The 23,864-nt window shown below is 63.2% G+C and carries 22 protein-coding genes and 2 riboswitches; of the genes, 10 read left to right on the forward strand and 12 right to left on the reverse strand.

The window, feature by feature from the left end; translation table 11 throughout:
* Positions 1 to 119: 119 nt before the first annotated feature.
* Genes QWI18_RS24340 through QWI18_RS24350 form a run of 3 tightly spaced genes read right to left on the reverse strand, consistent with a single transcriptional unit; the run spans position 120 to position 1,497 of the window.
* On the reverse strand, positions 120 to 554 hold the full coding sequence (locus QWI18_RS24340) for a cobalamin biosynthesis protein (RefSeq protein ID WP_065991729.1): 435 nt from the start codon (positions 552 to 554) through the stop codon (positions 120 to 122).
* Positions 555 to 556: 2 nt separating this feature from the next.
* The gene (locus QWI18_RS24345) at positions 557 to 1,276 is read right to left on the reverse strand and encodes a CbtA family protein (RefSeq protein ID WP_369320062.1); all 720 of its coding nucleotides are present in this window, start codon (positions 1,274 to 1,276) and stop codon (positions 557 to 559) included.
* Positions 1,277 to 1,287: 11 nt separating this feature from the next.
* Entirely contained in the window at positions 1,288 to 1,497 is a 210-nt protein-coding gene (locus QWI18_RS24350; protein ID WP_065991428.1) for a CbtB-domain containing protein, read from the reverse strand.
* A 96-nt stretch (positions 1,498 to 1,593) separates the two neighbouring features.
* A riboswitch (cobalamin riboswitch) is annotated at positions 1,594 to 1,827 on the reverse strand.
* A gap of 125 nt (positions 1,828 to 1,952) precedes the next feature.
* Positions 1,953 to 2,178, forward strand: a riboswitch (cobalamin riboswitch).
* Positions 2,179 to 2,310: 132 nt separating this feature from the next.
* Between QWI18_RS24350 and cobW the strand changes: the two genes are divergently transcribed.
* The 4 genes from cobW to QWI18_RS24370 all read left to right on the forward strand — a co-directional run bounded on the left by cobW (position 2,311) and on the right by QWI18_RS24370 (position 8,960).
* Entirely contained in the window at positions 2,311 to 3,384 is a 1,074-nt protein-coding gene (cobW, locus tag QWI18_RS24355) for a cobalamin biosynthesis protein CobW (protein WP_369320063.1), read from the forward strand.
* 2 nt (positions 3,385 to 3,386) lie between these two features.
* Positions 3,387 to 7,151, forward strand: a complete 3,765-nt coding sequence (gene cobN / locus QWI18_RS24360; protein ID WP_369320064.1) for a cobaltochelatase subunit CobN — start codon at positions 3,387 to 3,389, stop codon at positions 7,149 to 7,151.
* Between the two features lie 88 nt (positions 7,152 to 7,239).
* A complete protein-coding gene (locus QWI18_RS24365) occupies positions 7,240 to 8,280 on the forward strand; it encodes an ATP-binding protein (RefSeq protein ID WP_192135661.1) in 1,041 nt (346 codons plus the stop codon).
* Between the two features lie 53 nt (positions 8,281 to 8,333).
* Positions 8,334 to 8,960 (forward strand): VWA domain-containing protein, encoded by a 627-nt coding sequence (locus tag QWI18_RS24370; RefSeq protein ID WP_369320079.1) that lies wholly within the window; start codon positions 8,334 to 8,336, stop codon positions 8,958 to 8,960.
* Between the two features lie 21 nt (positions 8,961 to 8,981).
* Here QWI18_RS24370 and QWI18_RS24375 read toward each other — a convergent pair whose 3' ends face one another.
* Entirely contained in the window at positions 8,982 to 9,248 is a 267-nt protein-coding gene (locus QWI18_RS24375) for a hypothetical protein (protein WP_065991433.1), read from the reverse strand.
* Positions 9,249 to 9,636: 388 nt separating this feature from the next.
* On the opposite strand from QWI18_RS24375, the gene QWI18_RS24380 reads away from it, so the two are divergent.
* Positions 9,637 to 10,989, forward strand: coding sequence for a sigma-54 dependent transcriptional regulator (locus QWI18_RS24380; RefSeq protein WP_065991434.1), 1,353 nt, complete (start codon positions 9,637 to 9,639; stop codon positions 10,987 to 10,989).
* Between the two features lie 51 nt (positions 10,990 to 11,040).
* Here the strand turns inward: QWI18_RS24380 and QWI18_RS24385 are convergent, their stop codons facing one another.
* Both QWI18_RS24385 and pnuC read right to left on the reverse strand, forming a co-directional pair.
* Positions 11,041 to 11,565, reverse strand: a complete 525-nt coding sequence (locus QWI18_RS24385; RefSeq protein WP_369320065.1) for an AAA family ATPase — start codon at positions 11,563 to 11,565, stop codon at positions 11,041 to 11,043.
* A gap of 5 nt (positions 11,566 to 11,570) precedes the next feature.
* The gene (gene pnuC / locus QWI18_RS24390; RefSeq protein ID WP_296309595.1) at positions 11,571 to 12,134 is read right to left on the reverse strand and encodes a nicotinamide riboside transporter PnuC; all 564 of its coding nucleotides are present in this window, start codon (positions 12,132 to 12,134) and stop codon (positions 11,571 to 11,573) included.
* A gap of 358 nt (positions 12,135 to 12,492) precedes the next feature.
* Between pnuC and QWI18_RS24395 the strand changes: the two genes are divergently transcribed.
* Complete coding sequence (locus QWI18_RS24395) at positions 12,493 to 13,323, forward strand: undecaprenyl-diphosphate phosphatase (protein ID WP_369305862.1); 831 nt, start codon at positions 12,493 to 12,495, stop codon at positions 13,321 to 13,323.
* A 7-nt stretch (positions 13,324 to 13,330) separates the two neighbouring features.
* The gene (locus tag QWI18_RS24400; RefSeq protein WP_296309588.1) at positions 13,331 to 13,774 is read left to right on the forward strand and encodes a DUF1294 domain-containing protein; all 444 of its coding nucleotides are present in this window, start codon (positions 13,331 to 13,333) and stop codon (positions 13,772 to 13,774) included.
* Between the two features lie 30 nt (positions 13,775 to 13,804).
* On the opposite strand, the gene QWI18_RS24405 is transcribed toward QWI18_RS24400, so the two are convergent.
* The 3 genes from QWI18_RS24405 to QWI18_RS24415 are packed head-to-tail and all read right to left on the reverse strand — an operon-like array spanning position 13,805 to position 16,862.
* Positions 13,805 to 14,149 carry an MmcQ/YjbR family DNA-binding protein gene (locus QWI18_RS24405; RefSeq protein ID WP_192135650.1) on the reverse strand — a complete coding sequence of 115 codons (345 nt, stop codon included), beginning with the start codon at positions 14,147 to 14,149 and terminating at the stop codon, positions 13,805 to 13,807.
* A 44-nt stretch (positions 14,150 to 14,193) separates the two neighbouring features.
* The gene (gene cueR, locus QWI18_RS24410; protein WP_065991439.1) at positions 14,194 to 14,601 is read right to left on the reverse strand and encodes a Cu(I)-responsive transcriptional regulator; all 408 of its coding nucleotides are present in this window, start codon (positions 14,599 to 14,601) and stop codon (positions 14,194 to 14,196) included.
* Entirely contained in the window at positions 14,598 to 16,862 is a 2,265-nt protein-coding gene (locus tag QWI18_RS24415; RefSeq protein WP_369320066.1) for a heavy metal translocating P-type ATPase, read from the reverse strand. The genes cueR and QWI18_RS24415 overlap by 4 nt, the downstream gene beginning before the upstream one ends.
* Positions 16,863 to 17,035: 173 nt before the next feature.
* Between QWI18_RS24415 and QWI18_RS24420 the strand changes: the two genes are divergently transcribed.
* The 3 genes from QWI18_RS24420 to QWI18_RS24430 all read left to right on the forward strand — a co-directional run bounded on the left by QWI18_RS24420 (position 17,036) and on the right by QWI18_RS24430 (position 20,820).
* On the forward strand, positions 17,036 to 17,971 hold the full coding sequence (locus tag QWI18_RS24420) for a LysR substrate-binding domain-containing protein (RefSeq protein ID WP_369320080.1): 936 nt from the start codon (positions 17,036 to 17,038) through the stop codon (positions 17,969 to 17,971).
* Between the two features lie 681 nt (positions 17,972 to 18,652).
* Positions 18,653 to 19,258 (forward strand): FMN-dependent NADH-azoreductase, encoded by a 606-nt coding sequence (locus QWI18_RS24425; RefSeq protein WP_369320067.1) that lies wholly within the window; start codon positions 18,653 to 18,655, stop codon positions 19,256 to 19,258.
* A gap of 494 nt (positions 19,259 to 19,752) precedes the next feature.
* Positions 19,753 to 20,820: an alpha/beta hydrolase family protein gene (locus tag QWI18_RS24430; protein ID WP_369320068.1), complete on the forward strand. Its 1,068-nt coding sequence runs from the start codon at positions 19,753 to 19,755 to the stop codon at positions 20,818 to 20,820.
* 34 nt (positions 20,821 to 20,854) lie between these two features.
* On the opposite strand, the gene QWI18_RS24435 is transcribed toward QWI18_RS24430, so the two are convergent.
* From QWI18_RS24435 to QWI18_RS24445, 3 genes are all read right to left on the reverse strand, one after another.
* Complete coding sequence (locus tag QWI18_RS24435; RefSeq protein WP_065991444.1) at positions 20,855 to 21,754, reverse strand: TIGR03915 family putative DNA repair protein; 900 nt, start codon at positions 21,752 to 21,754, stop codon at positions 20,855 to 20,857.
* Positions 21,751 to 22,971, reverse strand: coding sequence for a putative DNA modification/repair radical SAM protein (locus tag QWI18_RS24440; RefSeq protein WP_369320069.1), 1,221 nt, complete (start codon positions 22,969 to 22,971; stop codon positions 21,751 to 21,753). The genes QWI18_RS24435 and QWI18_RS24440 overlap by 4 nt, the downstream gene beginning before the upstream one ends.
* A gap of 82 nt (positions 22,972 to 23,053) precedes the next feature.
* Positions 23,054 to 23,698 carry an HAD family phosphatase gene (locus QWI18_RS24445; protein WP_065991446.1) on the reverse strand — a complete coding sequence of 215 codons (645 nt, stop codon included), beginning with the start codon at positions 23,696 to 23,698 and terminating at the stop codon, positions 23,054 to 23,056.
* Between the last annotated feature and the right edge of the window lie 166 nt (positions 23,699 to 23,864).

The following is a 23,864-nucleotide window of genomic DNA, read 5'->3' on the forward strand; positions in this document are numbered from 1 at the left end:
CGCGGTGTGTCCGTGGGACCGGCTTTAGCCGGGAAGGGGCCTGCATGTACACCCTCATATTTGCAGTGTGACGCTTGACGCTTTCCCGGCTAAAGCCGGTCCTACAATTTGAGCCGGTCCTAAGAGGTTGCGCTCGCCCTGCCGGTTGCGGTTGCCAATGCAAATGTCGCGTGGGGGCTTTTTCGGCGGGGGATGACCAATGTCGCTGGCGAGCCGGTCAACCGCGTCACCATGGCCAACGCGGCGCTTTCCGCCACGCCGTAGCAGCCCGTGCGTTCAAAAGCGATCTCGGATCGATGGCTGAGCTGATCCTCGTAAGCCGCCAGGTCACCTGCGCTGAAGAACCCGACCGTCAGGCCCAGCCCATGACCCAGTTCCAGCAACCCCGCTTCATCGGCTTTGCCATCAATCGACGCCAGGGCAGCAATGTCTGCCGGGGCCAGCTGACACTCCCGCAAACCATCCTCTATCAGTTGCCGAAGCTCCAGCGCCGAGCATCCGCGCTGGCAGCCCAGGCCGACCACCCACAGCGGTCGGTCGCACGAGTCATTCACGGTCAAAGCGCGGGGTTCAAACCCGTGTGCGCCGCAGGCGTTTCACTGCGACGAAACAGCCAGGCGCTGATCCAGCCCAGGGCGATCCAGAACGCGGCATTGGTCAGCAGCGACGCAATCTTGAACTGCGCTTCAAGGGCTTCCGGCGCCAGTGCCGAATGGACCGCCGGTTGCGGCGCGCCGACCATGTGCGGCACCACCAGAATCACCGCGCCCATGACCTTCAGCAGCCAGTGTCTGGCAAATACCATCAGCGCCAGGCCCGCAGCCGTGGACGCAGCGGTGCCGACCCACCAGATCTGTCGTTGGGTCAGGTCCGCCGCGACGGTGCCGGGCAGCTCGGGCGGCAGACCGAGGGTCGGCGCCAGCACAAACACCGCATAACCGGCCAATCCCCACAGCACCCCTTCGCGCGTACTTGCCGGCGTGCGCAGGGTGTACAGCGCCGCCAGCATCAAGGCGAAACCGACCGCGACCATCAGATTGCCGCCGGTGGTGGACAGCACGCGCTGCCAGCCATCTTCCGGCTCCCAGGCTTCTTCGTTATGGACATGAGCCGCCATGGCGTCGTCGGCGTGCTCATGCATCTCGACGGCGGGCGCCTTCTCGTAGGTCTCCGCCTGCAGAATAAGCGGCGCCACCGAGAAGCTCTGCAGCAACGTCAACAACAGGGCGGCCAGCAGTCCGGTGAACCCGGCCGTTTGCGCGATTCGCTTGAACATGGCGGCAGGTCTCAGTGGCACGGGAAGGCGGAGCTGTGACGGGTGTCGTGCGCCGCGTTATGCACCGCATCGATGTGGGAGAAGCCGGCGAAGTACACCAGAAACGCACCGAGAAACATCGCGCTGACGGCGGCGACAAGGCGCTGGCTTTGCGTGCTCGCAACGGCCGTCGTGGTGTGTGTGGTGGTGCCGGACGTCTGGCGGGGTGTGCTGGCGGACATGGCGCTTCCCTCTGATGTGGATTCAGCGGACGGAAAGGCGCGAAGACACCGCAGGCCAATGCCGGCAGTGCTCAACAGCGCCCGCCCACCGCGGGTTGTTATATAACGTTGTCGGGCCGGTCTCCGGGCTCGCGAGGGGCACATGCAACAGCCTTCACAGCCGTCGCGCCTTCAAGAATCGCCTTCCCATATCGCTGTGGATACAGTGGATCTGACTCTTCACTCGCTTACCGTTGCGGGGGCAGCACCGGACTGATGCACACCCAAAGGTCTGCACGCACCGGTTTCCCGTTTCACCCTGTGAAGGGCACCCGTAACAAGGTGTGTAGGAGACCACGGGCTGTTTGGCGCGTCAATCGACCCGTCAGTCGGCATGTCAATCGATGCAGCGATCGGTGCGTCAATTGGCGCGGCAATCATTGCAACGGCGCGATTGACCGGCCTGCGGTCACTGCGTAGCCTTGCGCACTCGAGGTTCGTCGGCCGCTTTTATGAAAGCCACCGGCGCTAAGAAGGGAATGCGGTTTCACGCCGCAGCTGCCCCCGCAACTGTAAACGGACCGCTTCATTGCACAGCCACTGCGCGAGCGGGAAGGCGCAATGAATGCCAGTCGCCTGACGATGCCTGTCAGCGACCGGCCGCCGTGAGCCAGGAGACCTGCCTCGAATCGGACCGCCTGCGAGCGGCCGAGGAATTCCACTACAACCGGGCGGGGTGATCCGGTGGCGAATCGAACCGCGCGCCTGTTTCTGTTTCTGCCGGCCTGCGCTGTTTTCGTCCTCGTTGCCCCGCCGCATGCCTGAGGGCAACCGATGAAAACACTGGCCAAACTCCCCGTCACCATCGTCACCGGCTTTCTCGGCTCGGGCAAAACCACCTTGCTGCGGCACATGCTCGACAACGCCGAAGGCCGTCGCATCGCCGTCATCGTCAATGAGTTCGGCGAGCTGGGCATTGATGGCGACATCCTCAAGCAATGCACCATCGGCTGCATCGAAGAAGAAGCCGTCGGTCGCGTGTACGAACTGGCCAACGGCTGCCTGTGCTGCACCGTTCAAGAAGAGTTCTTCCCGGTGATGCAGGAACTGGTCGCCCGTCGCGGCGACCTCGATCACATCCTCATCGAAACCTCGGGCCTGGCCCTGCCGAAGCCGCTGGTGCAAGCCTTCCAGTGGCCGGAAATCCGCAACGCCTGCACCGTCGACGCCGTGATCACCGTGGTCGACAGCCCGGCCGTGGTCGCCGGCACCTTTGCTGCGTTCCCGGATCAGGTCGACGCCCAGCGCAAACTCGACCCGAACCTGGACCACGAATCGCCGTTGCATGAGCTGTTCGCCGACCAACTGGCGAGCGCCGACCTCGTCGTGCTGAACAAGGCCGACATGCTCGACGCGGACGCACTGGCCGCCGTGCGCGCGGAAGTCGCCGAAGAACTGCCGCCAGCGGTGAAGATCGTCGAAGCGAACCGGGGCCAGCTGCCGATCAGTGTGTTGCTGGGCCTGGGCGCTGAGTCAGAGCTGCACATCGATGGCCGCAAGACCCACCACGATCACCACGAAGGCGACGATCCGGATGATCACGACCACGACGCCTTCGACTCGATCTCCATCACGCTGCCCCAGGCCGATGAATCGCTGTTGCTCGACGCGCTGACCCAGGCCGTCGTCCAGCACGGCATCCTGCGGGTCAAAGGCTTCGCTGCCATTCCCGGCAAACCCATGCGCCTGCTGGTGCAAGGCGTCGGCACCCGGTTCGACAAGCATTTCGACCGCGCCTGGAAGTCAGACGAAACCCGCGAAACCCACCTGGTGCTGATCGGCCAGGAACTGGACGCGGGCGTTCTTGAAGCGCAATTGCGCGCTGCCGTTTCCGCGATCAAAGGCTAACCATGCACCTGCTGCGTACACAGCCCGGCGGCTTCGTTCCCGACGACAGCATCGCTGACCTGGGCCAGACGCCCGCCGAGCTGGTGATCCTGTGCAGCGCCGACTCAAACCTGGCGTTGCTGGCTGAAGTCGCGCAGCAACTGCCGGACGATTACCCGAGCCTGCGCCTGGCCAATCCCATGCAGGTGCAGAACCACGCCTCGGTGGATTTGTACGTTGACGAAGTGCTTCGCCACGCCAAGGTCATCCTGATTTCCCTGCACGGCGGCATCGGCTACTGGCGTTACGGCGTCGAACGGCTGGTGGAGCTGGCGGCCAAAGGCGTCAAGCTGATTCTGGTGCCCGGCTGTGATCGGCCGGACCCCGAGCTAAGCGGCCTGAGCACCGAGTCCGCCGAAGACCGCGAGCGGCTCTGGCACTACCTGCGCCAGGGCGGCAAGCACAACGCTCTATCGCTGTTCAGCTTCATCGCCACGCGCTGGCTGGGCGGTGACTATCCCTGGGCCGAGCCGCAAACCCTGCCGCGCACCGTGATTTATCACCCGCAGAATCCCAACGCCGACCTGGCCCGCTGGCAGGCCGACTGGCGCGCGGGTCAGCCGGTGGCTGCCGTGCTGTTCTATCGCTCCCACCTGCAAGCGGCGAACACCGGTTTCATTGATGTGTTCTGCGAGCGCTTGTCGGCCCAGGGCTTGAACCCGTTGCCGATTGCGGTCGCCAGCCTCAAGGAAGCCGGTTGCATGACCGCGCTGCAGGACTGGCTCGATGAGGTGGATTGCGAGGTCATTCTCAACACCACCGGCTTTGCTCAATCCAGTCCGGAAGCGCCGGACGTGCGGCCGTTTCGCCGGGATATCCCGGTCATTCAGGCCATTTGCGCCCAGGACAACGAACCGGCCTGGCAGGCCAGCGCCCAGGGCTTGGGCTCCCGCGATCTGGCCATGCACATCGCGTTGCCGGAACTGGACGGGCGCATCATCAGCCGGCCGATCAGCTTCAAGGACCTGGCCTGGCACAGCGAGCGCAGCCAGTCCGACGTGGTCTGCTACCGCGCCCAGCCGGGACGCATGGATTTCGTCGCCGAACTGGCCCGGCGCTGGGTGCTGCTGGCCCGTACGGCCAACACTGACAAGCGTGTGGCGCTGATTCTCGCCAACTACCCGACACGCGACGGGCGCATTGGCAATGGCGTCGGCCTCGACACGCCAGCCGCCGCGCTGAACATCCTCAACGCCATGCAGGCCGAGGGTTACCCGGTCGAGGGTCTGCCTGAATCGGGCACAGCGCTGATTCATGCGCTGCTCGGCGGCGTCACCAATGACCCGGACAGCCTCGATCAGCGGCCTTGCCACCAGAGCATGGCCATGGACGAGTACCTGGCCGCGTTTCAGGCGTTGCCCGAGGCCAATCGCGATGCGGTCATGGCGCGATGGGGTGCCCCTGACACCGATCCCATGTGCCGCGACGGGCGGATGATGATTGCCGGCTTGCGTTTCGGCATGACCTTCGTCGGGATTCAACCGGCGCGGGGCTACAACGTGGACCACAGCGCGGTGTATCACGACCCCGACCTGGTGCCGCCCCACGGTTACCTGGCGTTCTACTTCTGGCTGCGCAAACGCTATGGCGCCCACGCCGTCATCCATGTCGGCAAGCACGGCAATCTGGAGTGGCTGCCGGGCAAAGGCGTCGGTCTGTCCGAGCACTGCTGGCCGGATGCGATCCTCGGCCCGATGCCGAATATCTACCCGTTCATCGTCAACGATCCGGGCGAGGGCGCCCAGGCCAAGCGCCGCACCCAGGCGGTGATCATCGATCACTTGATGCCGCCCCTGACCCGCGCCGAAACCTACGGTCCGTTGCGCGACCTTGAACTTCTGGCAGACGAATATTACGAAGCGCAACTGCTCGATCCGCGCCGTGCCCGTGAGCTGCAGAAAGATATTCTCAGGCTGGTGCGCGAGACCCATATCGACCGCGAACTGTCGATGGACGGGGATGCCAATAGCGACGAAGACGCCGCCGTGTGGCTGCCGCGTCTGGACACCTATCTGTGTGACCTGAAGGAATCGCAGATCCGCGATGGGCTGCACGTGTTTGGCGAGTCGCCCACGGGCCGGCTGCGCATCGACACGCTGCTGGCGATGGTGCGCGTGCCTCGTGGTGATGGTCGCGGCGGTCAGGCGAGCCTGTTGCGCGCCTTGAGTCAGGCGCTGGCGCTGGATTTCGACCCGCTGGACCGTGACCTCGGCGCGCCGTGGACCGGCGATAAACCTCAGGTATTACATGAGGTCAGCGCTGAACCCTGGCGTACCACGGGTGACACCCGCGAGCGACTGGAACTGCTGGCTGCGCAGATGATTCAGCAGATTGCCGCTGGAGTCGAGGTGATTAATCGCTTTGAAAACAAAGGGTTGTCGGAGGTTGTTGAGTCTTTGTATGAGGTGGTGATTCCGCGCCTTGACGCGTGCGGTCCGGCCGAGATGGCCAACCTCCTTGGCGCGCTGAGCGGCCGCTTTGTCCCCGCCGGCCCGAGCGGCGCCCCCAGTCGCGGACGGCTGGACGTGCTGCCCACCGGGCGCAATTTCTTCTCTGTCGACGTCCGTAACCTGCCGACCATGACCGCCTGGCGCATTGGCTTCCAGTCGGCAAACCTTTTGCTGGAGAGGCACTTACAGGATCATGGTGATTATTTACGTCAACTCGGGCTGTCGGTCTGGGGCACGGCAACCATGCGCACTGGCGGTGACGACATCGCCCAGGCCATGGCCCTGATGGGCGTGCGGCCGGTGTGGGCGACGGGCAGTCAGCGCGTCGATGATTTCGAAATCCTGCCCCTGAGCCTGCTTGATCGGCCTCGGGTTGACGTGACCCTGCGGGTTTCCGGGTTCTTTCGTGATGCGTTCGCCAACCTCATCCGCTTGTTCGATGCGGCGGTGCAGGCCGTTGCAGCACTGGACGAGCCCGATGACATGAACCCGCTGGCCGCCCGCGTGCGCCAGGAGCGCGAGCAATTGCTGCGCGACGGCCTGGATGCCGAGCAAGCGGCGAAGCAGGCCGGCTGGCGTGTCTTCGGCGCCAAGCCGGGAGCGTATGGCGCGGGCGTGCAGAACGCTATCGACGGACGCTTGTGGCAGAGCCGCGAAGACCTTGCCGAGGTTTACCTGAACTGGGGCGGCTACGCCTACGGCGGCAGCGACGAAGGCACGCCCGCCCGTGAAGGTTTTGCCAAGCGGCTTAGCCAGGTCCAGGCGGTGCTGCAGAATCAGGACAACCGCGAACACGACCTGCTCGATTCCAACGATTACTACCAGTTCCAGGGTGGCATGCTGGCGGCGGTGGAAAGCCTGTCCGGCGCAAAAGTCGCCAGTTACCACGGCGACCACAGCCAGCCCGATCTTCCGAAGATCCGCACGCTCAAGGAAGAACTCAACCGGGTGGTGCGCTCGCGGGCGGCCAATCCGAAGTGGATCGAAGGGGTCAAACGCCACGGCTACAAGGGCGCATTCGAGATGGCGGCAACGGTGGATTTCCTGTTCGCCTTCGACGCCACCACCGAGTTGATCGACGATCACCAATACGCGCTGCTGGCCGATGCCTATCTGCTGGACGCCTCGACCCGCGATTTCATCCAGCAGCACAATCCTGACGCGTTGCGGGACATGACCGAGCGCATGCTCGAAGCGCAGCAGCGCGGCTTGTGGCAGGAACCGGGCGAGTACCGCGAAGCGCTGGAGAACCTGTTGCTGGACATCGAAGAGTCATGACCTTGGAAGAGCGCCTGCCGGGCAGCCTGCGAAGGCGCGTGACCGGCTTGAACCACATGACTGCCCCGCGGCTTGACGAGAATCGAACATGACCGACACCCCTCATTTCCCCCTGGCCGCCGTCGTCGGTGCCGATGACCTGAAGCTCGCCCTGTGCCTGACCGCCATCGACCCGAAAATCGGTGGCGTGCTGATCGAGGGCCCGCGGGGCATGGCCAAATCGACCCTGGCCCGAGGGCTCGCGGATTTACTGGCCAGCGGTCAGTTCGTCACGCTGCCCCTGGGCGCTACGGAAGAACGCCTGGTCGGCACGCTGGACCTTGACGCCGCGTTGGGCGAGGGCCGCGCGGCGTTCTCGCCGGGGGTCCTGGCCAAGGCGGACGGCGGCGTGCTGTACGTCGATGAAGTCAACCTGCTGCCGGACCACTTGGTCGACTTGCTGCTGGACGTCGCCGCCAGCGGAGTCAATCTGGTGGAGCGCGACGGCATTTCCCATCGCCACGCGGCGCGCTTTGTGCTGATCGGCACCATGAACCCGGAAGAAGGCGAACTGCGCCCGCAGCTACTTGACCGTTTCGGCCTGAACGTGGCGTTGAGCGGGCAGACAATGCCGCAACAGCGCGGGCAGATCATTCGCCGTCGGCTGGATTTCGACGCCGCGCCCGAAGCCTTCTGTCAGCAATGGGCCCCGCAACAGCTGGCGTTGCAGACCCGTTGTGAAAGCGCCCGGGGGCTGTTGCCGAGCATTGAACTGGATGATGCCAGTCTGGGCCTGATCACCGAGCGCTGTTTTGCCGCCGGGGTCGACGGTATGCGAGCGGACCTGGTCTGGTTGCGCGCGGCCCGTGCCCATGCTGCCTGGCGCGGCGCTGCGCATATCGCCGAGGCGGACATCGACGCCGTGGCCGACTTTGCACTGCGTCACCGTCGTCGCGAACCGCAACCGCCCCAACAACCGCAATCCCAGCCGCCTGCGCCATCACAACAAACCCCGCCGAAACCCGATGACGGTGCTCCGCGGCAACCTGAATCGCCGGAAACAGGCGAGGGCAGTTGGGGTGAGTTGCCTGCCCGCACCGTGCAGACGGGTCACCGCAAAGAAGTGCCCCACTGGCCAAAAAAGCCCTAGGCATTCGCCCCCGTCTGTCGAAGGGGGCGAATGCCAGCCCTCGACCTGGTGCACTGGGCGGCGGCCGAAACGGCGCGACCCGCGCGGGTGCAGAGGGCGCGATTGCGTGGCTGCCCACCTTGCTCCGTGGCCGCCCCCGGGTTCGCAGCGATCTGGTGCATCAGCCCCGCAGTCGCCGGCCGGAGCAGCTCTGGCTGGTGATCGTCGACGCGTCGGCGTCGACCCGGCGCAATCACGCGTTGAGTCAGGCAAAGGGTTTGTTGGCGGGGTTGTTCGATGATGCGTATCGGCAGCGCGCCAGACTGGCCTTGCTCACCGCCAGCGGCACCGGCGCGCGCTGGCAGCATCAGGGCCTGAAAGCCAGCGCCGGGTTGCAGCCGTGGCTGGATGCATTGGGTGCGGGGGGCGGCACGCCGCTGTGGGATGCGATCAATCAGGCGGCTGACTGGTCCGCAAATCGGCACAAGCGCTGCCCGGCGGAACAGCAACGGGTGCTGATTCTCACGGACGGGCGGGTCAAGGACATACCGGAGCTATCAGCACGACCGGCGCAGCCGCTTCCCGTGTTCAGCGGCCCCGTGCTGCTGATCGACATCGAGCGTGGGCCCATACGGCTGGGCCGCGCCCGGGACATCGCCGTGCAACTCAACGCTGACTACCGCCACATCGACGAGTGCTGAGCGCACGTCGTCGTTCGGGTCTCAGGCGGGCATGGTCCACGGCTCGAGGCTGTAGCCTTCGCCGCTGATTTCAGCCCGGGCCTGTTCGAGAAACTGCGCCAGTTGCTTCGGATCGGAATAGGCGCTGCTGGGGATCTGCTTGCGGCCAATGCGGGTGCTGGTGCGATCGATGACGGTGAGGCTCAGTTCGCCGTTGCCATCCTGTGGGGCCCAGGCCACGCACTGGAAGGGTTCAAAGGCGTGACCGGCAATCAGCAAAGCATCGTTGAAGCGCAAGGGGGCGTTCATGGACTGTCCTCAAAGTGCCCGTGTACGTTGAGCACCGGCGGCGGGCGTTTCGCTCGGTGGCGTCTGGTGTTGCTACTTGTACTGATGACCGTCCCCCAGGGCTGAGTCACACCCATTTTGAAATTTCTTGATTTATTTTAAGCGGCGCTTTTGCCGCGCTTCCTTGCCGCGCCTGAGCCAAACTCCTGCGAGGCCAGGTTCTTCACTGCCAAGCGCGCTTGATGGTGTACGTAAACGCTAAGCACGTTTCGATCTTAGGCTTATACAGAATCGATCCAAGGGGGCGTCAGAAACCTTGCTATGGTGTCAATCGGCCTTCACAAGGCACTGTTTATAAGAATGTTTTCTCCATGGATCACTACGCGACCCCGGCGCCAAGGAAACTCACATGCATGATCTGGCCTCCATACGCCGCCTGCTGATCGTCGAACCGTGCGAGGAATGTCTGCAACTGGTCCCCGGCCTGCGCATTGCCGGGTGGGATGTCGACAGCTGCACCCTTGAAGAGGCCGCGTTGCGTCCCTGTGACGTTGGCCTCATCCGCCTGCTGCCCGAGCATTTCGAACACCCTGAAGTGGTCAAGTCCCTTATCTCTCGAAGCAACACCGAATGGATCGCCGTGCTGACCAGCGAGGACCTGCGCCGCGAGCACATCGGTGATTTTGTCTGTGAGTGGTTCTTCGATTTCCATACCTTGCCCTTCGACGTCGCCCGCGTGCAGATCACGCTGGGGCGCGCCTACGGCATGGCGCGGCTGCGTGCCAAAGGCGCCAGCGTTGCCGGCGGTGGCGGTTATGGCAAAGGCGCCCCCTTTGGAGAGAATCCTGGCCAGCAATTGCTGGGGGAAAGCCGGCCGATGCGCGAGTTGCGCCGATTGCTGAGCAAGCTGGCGCCCACCGAATCACCGGTGCTGATCCGTGGCGAAGGCGGGACGGGCAAGGAGTTGATCGCACGCACGCTGCATGCTCAGTCCCAGCGCCGCGAGCAACCCTTCATTTCGGTCAACTGCGGGGCGATGTCGGAGCAATGGCTGCAGGAAGAGTTGTTCGGCACCGCCGACGCGGGAGACGCAACACGCCAGCGCAGGACGGGGCGCATTGAAGAGGCCAATGGCGGCACCCTGTTTCTCGACGAGATCGGCGATTTGCCCCTGGAGGTCCAGGCGAATGTGCTGCGGTTCCTGCAGGATCGGCACATTGAAGTGGCGGGGGAGCGTGTCCCGGTGGATGTGCGCGTGCTGGCGGCGACCCACGTCGATCTGGAAGCGGCGATTCGCATGAAGCGGTTTCGCGAAGACCTGTATTACCGGCTCAACGTGTTGCAGGTCGGCACTGCGCCGTTGCGCGAGCGGCACGGTGATCTGGCGTTGCTGGCCAATCACTTCGCCCAGTTCTACAGCCGGGAAACCGGCCGGCGGGCACGCAATTTCAGTCAGGACGCGCTGGTTGCCATGGGCAAGCACGACTGGCCCGGCAACGTGCGGGAGTTGGAGAACCGGGTGCGTCGCGGGCTGGTGCTGGCGGAAGGGCGGCAGATCGAAGCGTTCGACCTGGGGCTGCTGGGCGAAGAAGAGATCAGCACCAGCATGGCCACTCTGGATGAGTACAAGTCCCGGGCGGAACGGCAAGCGCTGTGTGATGTGTTGACCCGTCACAGCGACAACCTCAGCGTGGCCGCCAAAGTGCTCGGTATTTCTCGGCCAACGTTCTATCGCCTGCTGCACAAGCATCAGATTCGTTGATCAGGCCTTGAGCGATGCAGCCGCCGGCGTTCACCTCCGGCGTGCAGGCTCTCAGTCATTGATCAGTTGGCTGACCCGCTGCAGTGCTTGCTCACTGCGGTGGCTCCAGCTCCCGCCAATCACCTCGAAAGGCTGCCCGTGGGCCACCAGCCATTGCCGGCTGGCCTCGAAGAATGCCTGGCGCTCGGCCAGGTCTGGCTGGCAACGCTGACCGTCGCCGACCCATTCGACCCCCTCCGGGGACAGCAGCAGGTGCAGATCGTAGTGGCGCTCGGCGAGGGCGGTTTCGATCCACGCCGGGCAGTCGTTGAACAGCGCACGGCTCCAGAGGACGTTGCTGAGCAAATGGGTGTCGAGGATCAGCAGTGACGGTTTGAGCGACCGCGCGGCGTCCTCACGGGCCAGTTGTTCCCGGGCAATGACGTCGATGTCGGCGTAGCAGGTGTCCCGCTGTACCTCATCGATGAACTGGCGCACGTACTCGCCCACCCGCACGCCGCCGAACTGCCGCTGAATCTCTTCCGCCAGCCAGCTCTTGCCGCTGGATTCGGGCCCTGTGAGTACCAGCACTTTCATCCCGGTCAACGCGCCAGCGCGGGGTCGGCGCGCCAGTCGCGCCAGCCCTGCACGGCGAGCAGGGTGAACAGCGCGTACAGACCCGCGGTGAGGTACAGCGCTTTATAGAGAAACAGGCCCACGAAGATCACGTCGAGCAGGATCCACAGCGGCCAGCACTGCACCCGCTTTTGCGCCATCCAGACCTGCGCGACCAGGCTGTAACCGGTCAGTGTGGCGTCGAGCCAGGGTTGCGCGGCGTCGGTGAAATGGGCCATGGCCGCGCCAAGGACAACGCTGACCACGGCGCCGGCGACCAGGCTGAGCAACAGGCTGCCGCTGCCCAGCGAGGTGACGATGCGGCCGTTGTCCGCCGCGCCACGGCGGGTCCACTGCCACCAGCCATACAGCTGCAGCACGGCGTACACCACCTGCAACAGCATGTCGGAGTAGAGCTTCACGTCGAAGAAGATCCAGGTGTAGAGCAACACCATGACCAGACCGATCGGCCAGCACCATGGGTTCTGTTTGACTGTCAGCCAGACGGCAATGACACCGAGTGCAGCGGCAAACAGCTCAAGCCCTGACATGGCAACTCCTGAAGAGACGGTGGAAAAACGGGTCGGCGATTGTAGGCGCTTTATGGCCCGAGGTGGGACGCGATGATGCGTCGGAAGCGTCTGAAAAGGCAGTAGAAAAACAGCTTGGGCAGCACGTCGGGTTCATAGAGGCAATGTAACGACGATGGGGTAAACGTCAAAGCCTTCGCGCCAGTATTCATGCTAGCGCGTTCGTCAGAAAGGTCTGCTAGCATCGCCGCGCTCATGCCCGAGGCAGAGCGCGGTAACGTTCATGCTTTTTTTACGTTTGACCGTTTATCGTTCGCGCAACAGTTTGTAATACATATCAAGAGAGCCGTGCCATGAGCAGGTTCCAGCCGGGGGAATGATGGATCTTTGGACCGCTGCACAGGCGCTGATACTTGGGGTTGTAGAAGGGCTGACGGAGTTTTTGCCGATTTCCAGCACGGGCCATCAGATCATCGTTGCGGACCTGATCGGTTTTGGCGGCGAGCGCGCGATGGCGTTCAATATCATTATTCAGTTGGGGGCAATCCTGGCGGTGATGTGGGAGTTTCGTCGCAAGATCCTCGACGTGGTCACCGGGCTGCCGACCCGGCCCGAAGCCCGGCGTTTCACCGCCAACCTCATCGTCGGCGTGTTGCCGGCCATGGTGCTCGGGGTGCTGTTTTCCGATCTGATCCACGAATACCTGTTCAACCCGATCACAGTGGCCGTTGCACTGGTGGTCGGCGGCTTCATCATGCTCTGGGCCGAGCGCCGCGAGCATGTGATTCACGCCGAAACCGTGGATGAGATGACTTGGGTGGATGCGTTGAAGGTCGGCTTCGCGCAATGCCTGGCGATGATTCCGGGTACTTCGCGATCGGGCTCGACCATCATCGGCGGGCTGCTGTTCGGCCTGTCACGCAAGACCGCCACCGAGTTTTCGTTCTTTCTGGCGATGCCGACCATGATCGCGGCTTCGGTGTACTCGGGGTACAAATACCGCCACCTGTTCCAGCCCGATGATCTGCCGGTGTTCGCCATCGGCTTCATCGCCGCGTTCATCTTCGCCATGATCGCCGTTCGCGGCCTGCTCAAGTTCATTGCCACCCACAGCTACGACGTGTTCGCCTGGTACCGCATCGCCTTCGGTCTGCTGATTCTCGCGACCTGGCAATTCGGCTGGGTCGACTGGTCCAGTGTGCAGGGCTGATCTTCCGATGACTCAACGTTCCGAATCGCAACACCCGGGGCGCTCGGCCGCAGCGAAGCCTGTCGCCGTGCGCTTTCTGAAACTCAAGCTGGTGGCGATGCTGTTGCTGTGCGGCTTGCCGGTCTACGGCGTCGTCACCTACTGGACCCGCGGTGGCAGCTGGCTGCCGGCGGCGATCTACGGGCTGATGAGCGTTGTCGCCTTTGGGTTTTACGGCTGGGACAAGAAGCAGGCCCAGCGCGGCGGCCAGCGGACGCCGGAAAAGCTGCTGCACGTGAGCGAACTGCTGGGCGGGTGGCCGGGTGCGCTGCTGGCCCAGCAAGTGTTCCGCCACAAGACCCGCAAGTTTTCGTACCAGCTGGTGTTCTGGTTGATTGTGCTGCTGCACGAATTGTTCTGGATCGACCGGCTGCTGTTCGGCGGTCGCCTGATTTCGCGCCACTTGTATTGAATGGCTTGCAGAAACGCTGGATGGACCCGTTTACAGTTTCAACGCCACCTGGCGGCGCTTCGACAGCTTGCCGACTACTAACTGGTGGGAGCGGATCAGCGCTTCCTTTAGCTCGTCTTCGCCCATGGCGAACGGGTAGGTCAGGGTGATCCAGTGGGCGCGGGCCAGGTAAGGCGCAGGGCGCACGCCCGGACGGTCGACGTAGCCGAGGAACAGCTCGGCGCCGACCTTGAACGACAGGTCGTTCCCGGCCAGGCCCATCACCGCGAACATCTTGGTGTCGGCGATGGAGAACACCCTGACGCCGCCCCATTTGTAATCCTCCCGCGCGCCGGGAAGATTCAGGCAGAACGCGGCGACGTCTTCAATCTGCATCGGCATGTTCCTGAAGGGCGGTTAGGGGTATACGAGTGCGTGGGTTACCCATGGGCGCGACCTCCATTCGACGCCAGGTCCGCCAGAATCGGACAGTCCGGGCGGCGATCGCCCTGGCAGTGGCTGACCAGGTTCTGCAGGGTGTCACGCAGCCCGGCCAATTCCTCGATTTTCTGATTGAGTTCGGCGATGTGCTGGTGGGCCAGCGCCTTGACGTCGGCACTGGCACGGCCGCGGTCTTGCCACAGGGTCAGCAGTTTGCCGACCGCTTCCAGGGAAAACCCCAGATCCCGCGAGCGTTTGATGAACGCCAGGGTGTGCAGCTCGTCCGGGCCGTACAAGCGATAGCCGCTGTCGGTGCGGGCAGCGGCAGGGAGCAGGCCGATGGATTCGTAGTAGCGAATCATCTTGGCGCTGAGGCCGCTGCGTTTGGCGGCTTGTCCGATGTTCATGAAGCGTCTCCCGTGTCGTTGGGCTTGTAGTTGGGGGCGTCTATAGGTTCGTCGTTGGCTTGGTCTTTGGGTGTCCAGGTTTTCAACAGCAGGGCGTTGCTCACCACGCTGACGCTGGACAAGGCCATGGCTGCACCTGCCAGGACCGGATTGAGTAGACCGAACGCGGCCAGCGGAATGCCGATCAGGTTATAGACGAAGGCCCAGAAGAGGTTTTGCCGGATCTTTGCGTAGGTCTTGCGGCTGATGTCCAGCGCGGCCGGGATCAACCGCGGGTCGCCGCGCATCAGGGTGATGCCGGCGGCGTGCATGGCCACGTCCGTGCCGCCGCCCATGGCGATGCCGATGTCGGCAGCGGCCAGGGCAGGGGCGTCGTTGATGCCGTCACCGACCATCGCCACCACGCCGGTTTTTTTCAGGGCCACGACGGTGGCGGCTTTGTCGGCGGGCAGTATTTCGGCGTGCACGTCGTTGATGCCCAGCGCCTGCGCGACGACCCTGGCGCTGCCAAGATTGTCTCCCGTCAGCAGGTGACTGCTGATGTGCCGGGCGGTCAGTTGCGCGATGGCCTCAACGGCGCCGGTCTTGAGCGTGTCGCCGAAGGCAAACAAGCCGAGCACCTGACGCTGCGGGCTCAGTTCGATCAGCCAGGACAGCGTGCGGCCTTCGGCTTCCCAGGCCTGAGCCCGCCCGTACAGGTCGACCCCGGTCAAGTTGCTTTCTTGCAGCAAGCCGCTTTCTTGCAGCAGGCGCTGATTGCCCAGCGCCAGTTCGCGGCTGTCCAGGGTGCCGGCGATACCGCGTCCGGCCAGCGCGCGGCTGTTGCTGACGTCCCCCAGGTTCAGGCCGCGTTCTGTGGTCACGTCCAGCACCGCTTTGGCCAACGGGTGTTCGCTGCCACGCTGCAGCGCACCGGCCAGTTGCAGCAGGCCGTTTTCATCACCGTCGAGGGCGGCCATGTGGGCAATGCGCGGCGCGCCGGAGGTCAGCGTGCCGGTCTTGTCGAAGACCACCGTGGTGACTTCATGGGCGCGTTCAAGGGCTTCGGCGTCCTTGATCAAAATGCCGTGGCGGGCGGCCACGCCGGTGCCGGCCATGATCGCAGTCGGCGTGGCCAGCCCGAGGGCACAGGGGCAGGCGATGACCAGCACGGTGGCGGCGTTGATCACCGCGGCCTCCAGCGACGCGCTGGCCATCAGCCAGCCGACCAGCGTCGCCAGGGCAATCAGCAGGACCACCGGCACGAACACCTGGCTGACCTTGTCGACCAGTTTCTGGATCGGCGCCTTGGCTGACTGCGCGTCTTCCACCAGACGGATGATGCGCGCCAGCACGGTTTCTGCGCCCAGTGCCTGAGTGCTGATCAGCAGGCGGCCCTCGCCATTGATCGCGCCACCGGTGACCCTGTCGCCGGGTTGCTTGGGGACCGGCAGGCTCTCGCCGCTGATCAGGGCTTCGTCGGCGTGGCTCTGGCCTTCGATCACCTCGCCATCCACCGGGAAGCGCTCGCCGGGTTTTACTAACACCTGATCGCCAATGCTCAGTGTGCTGATGGCGACCTCCATGTCCTGGCCGTCCACCCGCTTGATCGCGCGTTCAGGGCGTAATCCCTCCAGCGCCCGAATGGCGCTGGCGGTCTGGCGCTTGGCGCTGCTTTCGAGGTATTTGCCGAGGAGGACCAGTGCGATCACCACCGCCGACGCCTCGAAATACAGGTGCGGCATCGTCCCGGGCGCAGCGCTCAACCATTGGTAGATGCTCAGCCCATATCCGGCACTGGTGCCCAGCGCGACCAGCAAGTCCATGTTGCCGGAACCGGCGCGCACGGCTTTCCAGGCGGCGACGTAAAAGCGCGCGCCGAGGAGGAATTGTACGGGGGTGGCCAGGGCAAACTGCAACCACGCCGGCAGCATCCCGTGGACGCCGAACGGCTGCAGCAGCATTGGCACCACCAGCGGCAGCGCCAGGACAATGGCAAGTATCAGTTGCCAGCGCTCGGTGTTGTGGCGTTGGCGCTGGTCGGCCTGCTGGACGGCTGAATCCTGTTCGAGGCTGGCGCTGTAGCCAGCCTTGTCGACGGCCGCCACCAGCACGGCGGGGTCGATCTGCCCGCTGACTTCGACGTGGGCGCGTTCGTTGGCGAGGTTGACCGTGGCGACCTGGACGCCGGGCACTTTGCGCAACGCGCGCTCGACCCGGCCTGCGCAACTGGCGCAGGTCATGCCGGCGATAGGCAGATCGAATGTTGCGGGACTGGGCATCGTGGACACTCCGGTAAGTCGATTGCCAGTAAGGATCAACCTTGCCCTTCTGGCAAGGTCAAGGTGCGTAACGGATGTTTTTCTGGCCGGATCGTTTGTCCGCCGCGGCGCAGGACAGCCCATTTGCAACCTGCGACAATCGCGGACCCTTTCGGCCAGGCGAGCGGCATACCGTGTACGACTTCAACGATTTGTACTACTTCGTGCAGGTGGTCGAGAACAAGGGGTTCGCCGCCGCCGCGCGCAAGATCGACGTACCGAAGACCAAGCTCAGCCGCCGCATTGCTCAACTGGAAGATCGGCTCGGGGTACGTCTGATCCAGCGCACCACGCGCAAGTTCACGGTGACCGAGGTGGGGCTGGATTACTACCGTCATTGCGTGGCGATGCTGGTGGAGGCCGATGCGGCGGAGAAGGTGGTTGAGCAGTCGAGGTCCGAACCCCAGGGCATCGTGCGCATCAGTTGCCCACCGGCGCTGGGTGCGATGGGGGTGAGCGACACGATCGTCAAGTTTATGGTGCTGCACCCGAAAGTGCAGGTTCAGGTGGAGAGCACGAACCGACGGGTGGATGTGTTGGGGGAGGGCTATGACATCGCGCTGAGGGTGCGTTTTCCGCCTCTGGAGGACGAGAATCTGGTGATGAAGGTGTTGGGCGAGAGCCATCAGCGGTTGGTGGTTCGTCCGTCGCTGCTGGAGGGTAAGGTGGTTCGAACGCCGCAGGAGTTGGTGGGGCTGCCGAGTATGGATCTGGCGCCGGCAAACCGTGAGCACCGTTGGGCGTTGATCGGGCCGGGTGGTGAGCGGATCGAGGTTGCCCATCAGCCACGCTTTGTGTCGTCGGATCTGGATGCGTTGCACCGGGCGGCGGTGGAGGGGGTGGGGGTGGTGCAGATGCCGGAGATTATGGTTCGGCATTCGTTGCATGAGGGGCGGCTGGTTGAGTTGTTGCCGGGGTTTCGGCCGCCAAGCGGGCTGATTCATGCGGTGTTTCCGTCTCGCCGGGGGTTATTGCCGTCGGTGCGGGGGTTGGTGGATTTGCTGGCGGAGGATTTTGGGTTGAATGCGAAGGCGGATCGGGAGGCGTGTGAGCTGGCCGGCAAGCTGTAGGGGACTGATTTATTTACAGCGCTTCACCGTAAATTAATCTGTCCCCGGGTTTTTCAAGATCAAGATCAAGATCAAGATCAAGATCAAGATCAAGATCAAGATCAAGGTTCTTTAAAATCAAGGGCGTCTGCCTGGGGGCAGACTGTTTCGCCTTCGGCGAGTTACTTGGAAAAGCACCCCAAGTAACCAAGGGTGCTTGCTCCTGGTTTGGCCCTTCGTTCCTCAGGGTTCCTTCACTCCGGTCTCGCTCCGTGGGCCCGCCGCCATCCGCCATCCATGGCGGGGGGCGGCTCTCGCCGCATCCATGCGGCTCGGCCCACTCCGCGAGACCTGCGTTCAGCCTGCACCCAAGTCGCGATTGGCAGTGTCTGGGCTATTTGTGTATGAACATCAAAAGCAGATCAAGAGCTTCCCGGCTGAAGCCGGTCCTACCGTCGGCGGCGGTCCTGCTGAATGCGCGCGGTGTTTGTGGGACCGGCTTTAGCCGGGAAGGGGCCGGTGTGAACACTATGAATGTCAGGTTTTTTAGCATTCTTTAAACCAGCATCGATGCTCCATCTTTTGATTGTCCTGTATGTGAGACGATCAAATGCATTTGCACCCTCTAATCACTTATTACCTCTCAAGGTAGGATGACGCCACTTGATCGCCCGGCGGCGATTCTCACCTTGGGAGCACTTTATGAAACTCTTGCACATCGATTCCAGCATCCTCGGCGATCACTCCGCTTCGCGTCAGTTGAGCCGCAGTGTCGTGGAGGCTTTCACCGCTTCTGCCCCGGACACTCAGGTGGTGTACCGCGATCTGGCGAATGAGCCACTCAGTCATTTCTCCGGCGCGACGCTGGCTGCTGCGGGGACGCCGGTGGAGGGCCGCGATACGGCGCAGACGCTGGACGTGGAGACCAACGAAGCGACGCTGGCGGAGTTTCTGTCGGCGGACGTGGTGATCATCGGTGCGCCGATGTACAACTTCAGCATCCCGAGCCAGTTGAAGGCGTGGATCGACCGGATCTGTGTGGCAGGCCGCACGTTCCGTTACACCGAGGCGGGCCCGGAAGGTCTGTGCAAGGGCAAGAAAGTGATCGTCGTTTCGACCACTGGCGGTCTGCATCAGGGCCTGCCGAGCGGCGTAGGCCATAATGACTTGCTCAAGGTGGTGTTCGGTTTCATCGGCGTCACCGACCTGCAATTCGTTGTGGCCGAAGGCCTGGCTTATGGTGAGGAGCCGCGTGCCGCTGCCATGGCCGCCGCGCAAAAGAACATCAGCGAAACGCTGTTCGCCTGATCCGACCAACCCGCAGGGATACACGCGACCTTCCCGGTCGGTAAACCCTCAGCAGCCGAGGGGACAGATTGATTTACGGTGAAGCGCTGTAAATAAATCAGTCCCCTCGGCCGTCCCCTCGGCTTTTGAGTCCCCTCGGCTTTTGAACTCGCAGGGATACACGCGACCTTCCCGGTCAGGTAAACCCTCGGCTTTGTCCCCCTCGGCTTTTGCGTCCTGTCATTCAGCCCCGCGACAGGCTTTATGAGATCTTTGCGCGTAATCTCGTTGCAGCACCGTAGAATGCCGGCCCAATCGGTCTGTTCTGCGTCAAACGGCGGCCGCTGTCTTTCATTCATCGAGCTTGGCCCGCCTTGTGCACCCTTGATCCTCAAACGTTTCGGAATGTTATCGAACCCCGCGGGTCAGATAGCGACAGACGCCGTTTTTACGGGCCCTCAGGCCTTGAGCGTCTGAATCGGCAGGGATGGATTGATAAGGTGAGGGGCATTGCAATGATGCGTCTTTGTGCAGTGATGATGATCAGCCTGCTGGGCAGCCTGATTTCGGTGCAGGCCAGCGAGCTGCAGAGCTGGAGCGTGGGCTTTCACGAGCTGACGTTTCTCGATCCGCTGGATTCCCGGCCCATGCACGCCTATGCCTTTTACCCGTCCACCGACGATGAGCACGTCACCCGCGTTCAGGGGTATCCGATTGAAGCATCGGAAGACGCCACCATTGCCATGGGTCGTTTCCCGCTGCTGATGCTGTCCCACGGCAACACCGGCACGCCGCTGGCGCAGCACGACCTCGCGACATCATTGGCGCGCAAGGGCTTTGTCGTCGTGGCGGTGTTTCATCCGGGCGACAACTACATGGACCACAGCCGTCTGGGCAGCCTGAGCAATCTCTACGGTCGCCCGCTGCAAATCTCCGAAGCCATCAGTGCCGCGCTGATCGACCCGATGCTGTCGCCGTACATCAGCGCGCGTCGGGTGGGGGTGATCGGTTATTCGGCGGGCGGCGAAACGGCGTTAATCCTCGCCGGCGCCCAGCCTGATCTGCAGCGTCTGCGCCATTACTGCACCGAGCGCCCCCAGGACCGTGACGCCTGCAAAACCCAAGGCGAACTGGTGGCAGACCGTGACGACCTGCACGCCCAAGCCGATCCCCGCGTGGGGGCCTTGATGCTCATGGCGCCGCTGGGGTTGATGTTCGGTCGGCAGACCTTGGCTGAGGTGCACGTGCCGGTGTTGCTGTACAGCGGCGACGGCGACGAATTGCTCGCCATCGACAAGAACGCTGAAGCATTGGCCCGCAAGCTCCCCGATGTCTCGGATTTCAAGTTGTTTGCCGGCGCAGGGCACTTTGTGTTCATGGCGCCCTGTGATGACGAGCAACGGGCCACCCAACCGGGCCTGTGTACCGATGCCATCGGCGTCAACCGAGAAAGCATTCACCGCGACCTGAGCACCGAAGCCGTGCGCTTTTTCGGCACTGCGTTGGGTACGCCCCTCGGCACCGCCGGGATGCAGACCGCCGCCCATCGTGAATTTGATCCCGTCAGCAGCCTCGGTCAATAACGCTGCGCGGAAACCTCAGACCGACTCGCGCAGCTTAAGGGGCTTCTGAAGCGGGTGAGGCCCCCGCCGGTTTGCCCCGAATCACTTTGCCGCGCCGCTCGGCAATCTCCCGCGCCTGACCATCACGCTGCCCACCGGTACGCGCCTCACTGATCAACGCTGGAATCAGCGGTCCTTCCGGCAGATTCTTCCAGAACCGCGCCGGCAGGTGGCCCTGCATGACTTTCGGATTGAGCCGCGCCGGATTGAAGATGTGGCTGTAGTAGGTCAGCCACAGATTGCCGTGGGGATCATCGGCATTGCGTGCCAGGGATTGCCACGCTTCCGGGCATTCAGGCTGATGAATCAGCTGCTTGCCGTCATAGAACACGCCGTCTTTGGGCGTTGCGATCATCCAGCGATGACGGCCCATGCGCCCGATGAAGTGCTCGCTGGCGGTGCGCAGAATGTCATGGGCGGGCTCGTGCCACGCGACGTATTCCGGCAGGCAGGACATCTCCAGCAACGCCGCCTTGGCCGCAACGTCTTCGGCATTGTCGATCACCGGCAGCGCCACGAAGCGCAGAAACGCGTGCAGGTGATGGGCTTCGCGGCTGACCTGTTTCAAGCGCCGGTGCAGTTCGCTGCCCAGTTTGTCGCCGGCCAGCATGGCCGTGCGATCACCGTGACTGACCCGCCAGAGCACTTCGTAGAGCAGCGTCCAGCGCTGGTCGCCGCAGAACTGCGCGGCGTTCTGTAGCAGTTCCAGCAATTCGAGGGGAATGCGCGCGCGAAACGGGCCGGGCTCGTCCGGGTAATCGGCGTCGCTGGCGAAGAGGTCGGCGTCCTGCTGCACGCTCCAGCTCACCTGGTCCGGGTTGATCTGGTGGCTCAGCAGCCAGCGCGCCTGCTGCCGCCAGGTGTCGAATGAGTCGGCGCAATCAAGAATGATCATCCCCACAGCGCCATCTGTTGCGGCTGCGGTTTGTCGCGCAGTTGCTCGCGTAAATCGATGCTCGAGCTCTCGGCCTGACGCGGATGGTAGTCGCTGGTAATGATGAACGGCTTGGCCTTGGCCAGCACACAGCGCAGCCGGGTCAGGTCTTCGTAACGAATGCGACGTTGGCGGCGCAGTTCGACCAGACGTTTGGTGGTGCGAATGCCGATGCCGGGGATTCGCGCGATCATCGCTGGCTCCGCGCGGTTGAGGTCCAGCGGGAAGATGTCGCGATGCTCCAGCGCCCAGGCGAGTTTCGGATCGATGTCCAGGGCCAGATGACCGGGGCCTTGCAGCAGTTCGTTCGCGCTGTAGCCATAGCTGCGCAGCAGGAAATCAGCCTGATACAAGCGGTGCTCGCGCATCAGTGGCGGCGCAGCGTGGGGCACGCTCTTCGGGCTGTTCGGAATCGGGCTGAACGCCGAGTAGTAGACGCGCTTGAGGCGGAAATCGCCGTACAGGGATTCGGCGGTGTGCAGGATGGTGCTGTCATCGGTTTCGTCAGCGCCCACAATCATCTGCGTGCTTTGCCCGGCGGGCGTGAATTTCGGCGCATGCGGCTCGTTGAGCACGGTTTGCTGACCGGTGTAAATGGTCTGCATGGCCTGCTTGATCGAGCCCATTTCCTTTTCCGGTGCCAGGGTTTGCAGGCCCAGCTGGGTGGGCAGCTCGATATTGACGCTGAGGCGATCGGCATAGCGACCGGCTTCTTCGATCAGCGCAGGGTCGGCTTCAGGGATGGTTTTGAGGTGGATATAGCCACGGAATTCATGCTCTTCACGCAGCAGCTTGGCGACGCGGATCAGCTGTTCCATGGTGTAGTCGGCCGAGCGGATGATCCCGGAGCTGAGAAACAGGCCGCTGACGCAATTGCGGCGGTAGAAGTCCATGGTCAGGGTGACCACTTCTTCCGGGCTGAAACGTGCGCGCGGCACGTCGCTGGACCGGCGATTCACGCAGTACTGGCAGTCGTACAGGCAGAAGTTGGTGAGGAGGATTTTCAGCAGCGAGACACAGCGCCCGTCGGGGGTGTAGCTGTGGCAGATGCCCATGCCGGTGCTCGATCCGAGCCCGGATTTGCCTTCGGAACTGCGCTTGGGTGCGGCGCTGCTGGCGCAGGAGGCGTCGTACTTGGCGGCGTCGGCGAGGATGCTCAGCTTGTCGATCAGCTGCATGGATTTTCTCGATACTGTTTTTATGTACAGTATCGAGTTAGCCGGGGATGAACAAGGGCCGATCGGATGGATGGCCGGTCGATCAACTGATGCGCTGTACCAATTCCTTCAATTCGCCGAAATCTTTGACGCGATGAAAGTTGGCGTTGTCCATGAACGCCGAGAAATCCGTGTCGCCATAACCCGCCACTTGGGCGCCGGCGCCGAGTCCTGCTTCAACGCCCGGAATGCTGTCTTCCACCAGCAGACACTGATTGGGCGGCAGGCCCAGCAGTTCGGCGGCGTGTTCGATCAGGATCGGGGAGGGTTTCCACGATTGCACTTCATAGGCGCTGACGATCAGGCCGTGGAACACGTCCAGCAGGCCGACCGTGCTCAGGCAGGTTTCGATCTTGCTGCGCGGGCCGTTGGACGCCACGCATTTGGGCAGCGAGAGGTTGCGCACGAATTCGACTGCGCCGGGCATTTCTTCGAGGCGTTCCTGCAGCAGCGGCAGGGTGCGCGCGCGGAATTCGGGTTCGATTTCGTCGCTTGGCAGCCATGGATAATCGCGGCACAGGCCTTCCAGGCACAGCGCAAACTGCACGCCACGAAAGCGTTGCAGCACTTCGTCGACGCTCAGCAACACTTGATGCTTGTTGAGGATGTCGCGCAGCAGGCCGGCGGCCAGCCGTTCGCTGTCAACCAGGGTTCCGTCGCAGTCAAAAATGACGCCGGCAATATTCAAACAGGGCTCTCCTTCTCTCTCGATCGGGCTTTCTCGACCGGAATGCGTGTTCAGGTGTCTGGAATGCGGGTAGGGGCAGTTCGACCGGCATTATCCAGAAAAGTTGGCGTCGATGTTCAGTCACTGACTTACGGTACGGCGCACCCAGTCCACTGGGAAGGTGTGC

The sequence above is a fragment of the Pseudomonas sp. W2Oct36 genome, from assembly GCF_041060465.1.
GTDB classification, from domain to species: Bacteria; Pseudomonadota; Gammaproteobacteria; order Pseudomonadales; family Pseudomonadaceae; genus Aquipseudomonas; species Aquipseudomonas graminis_B.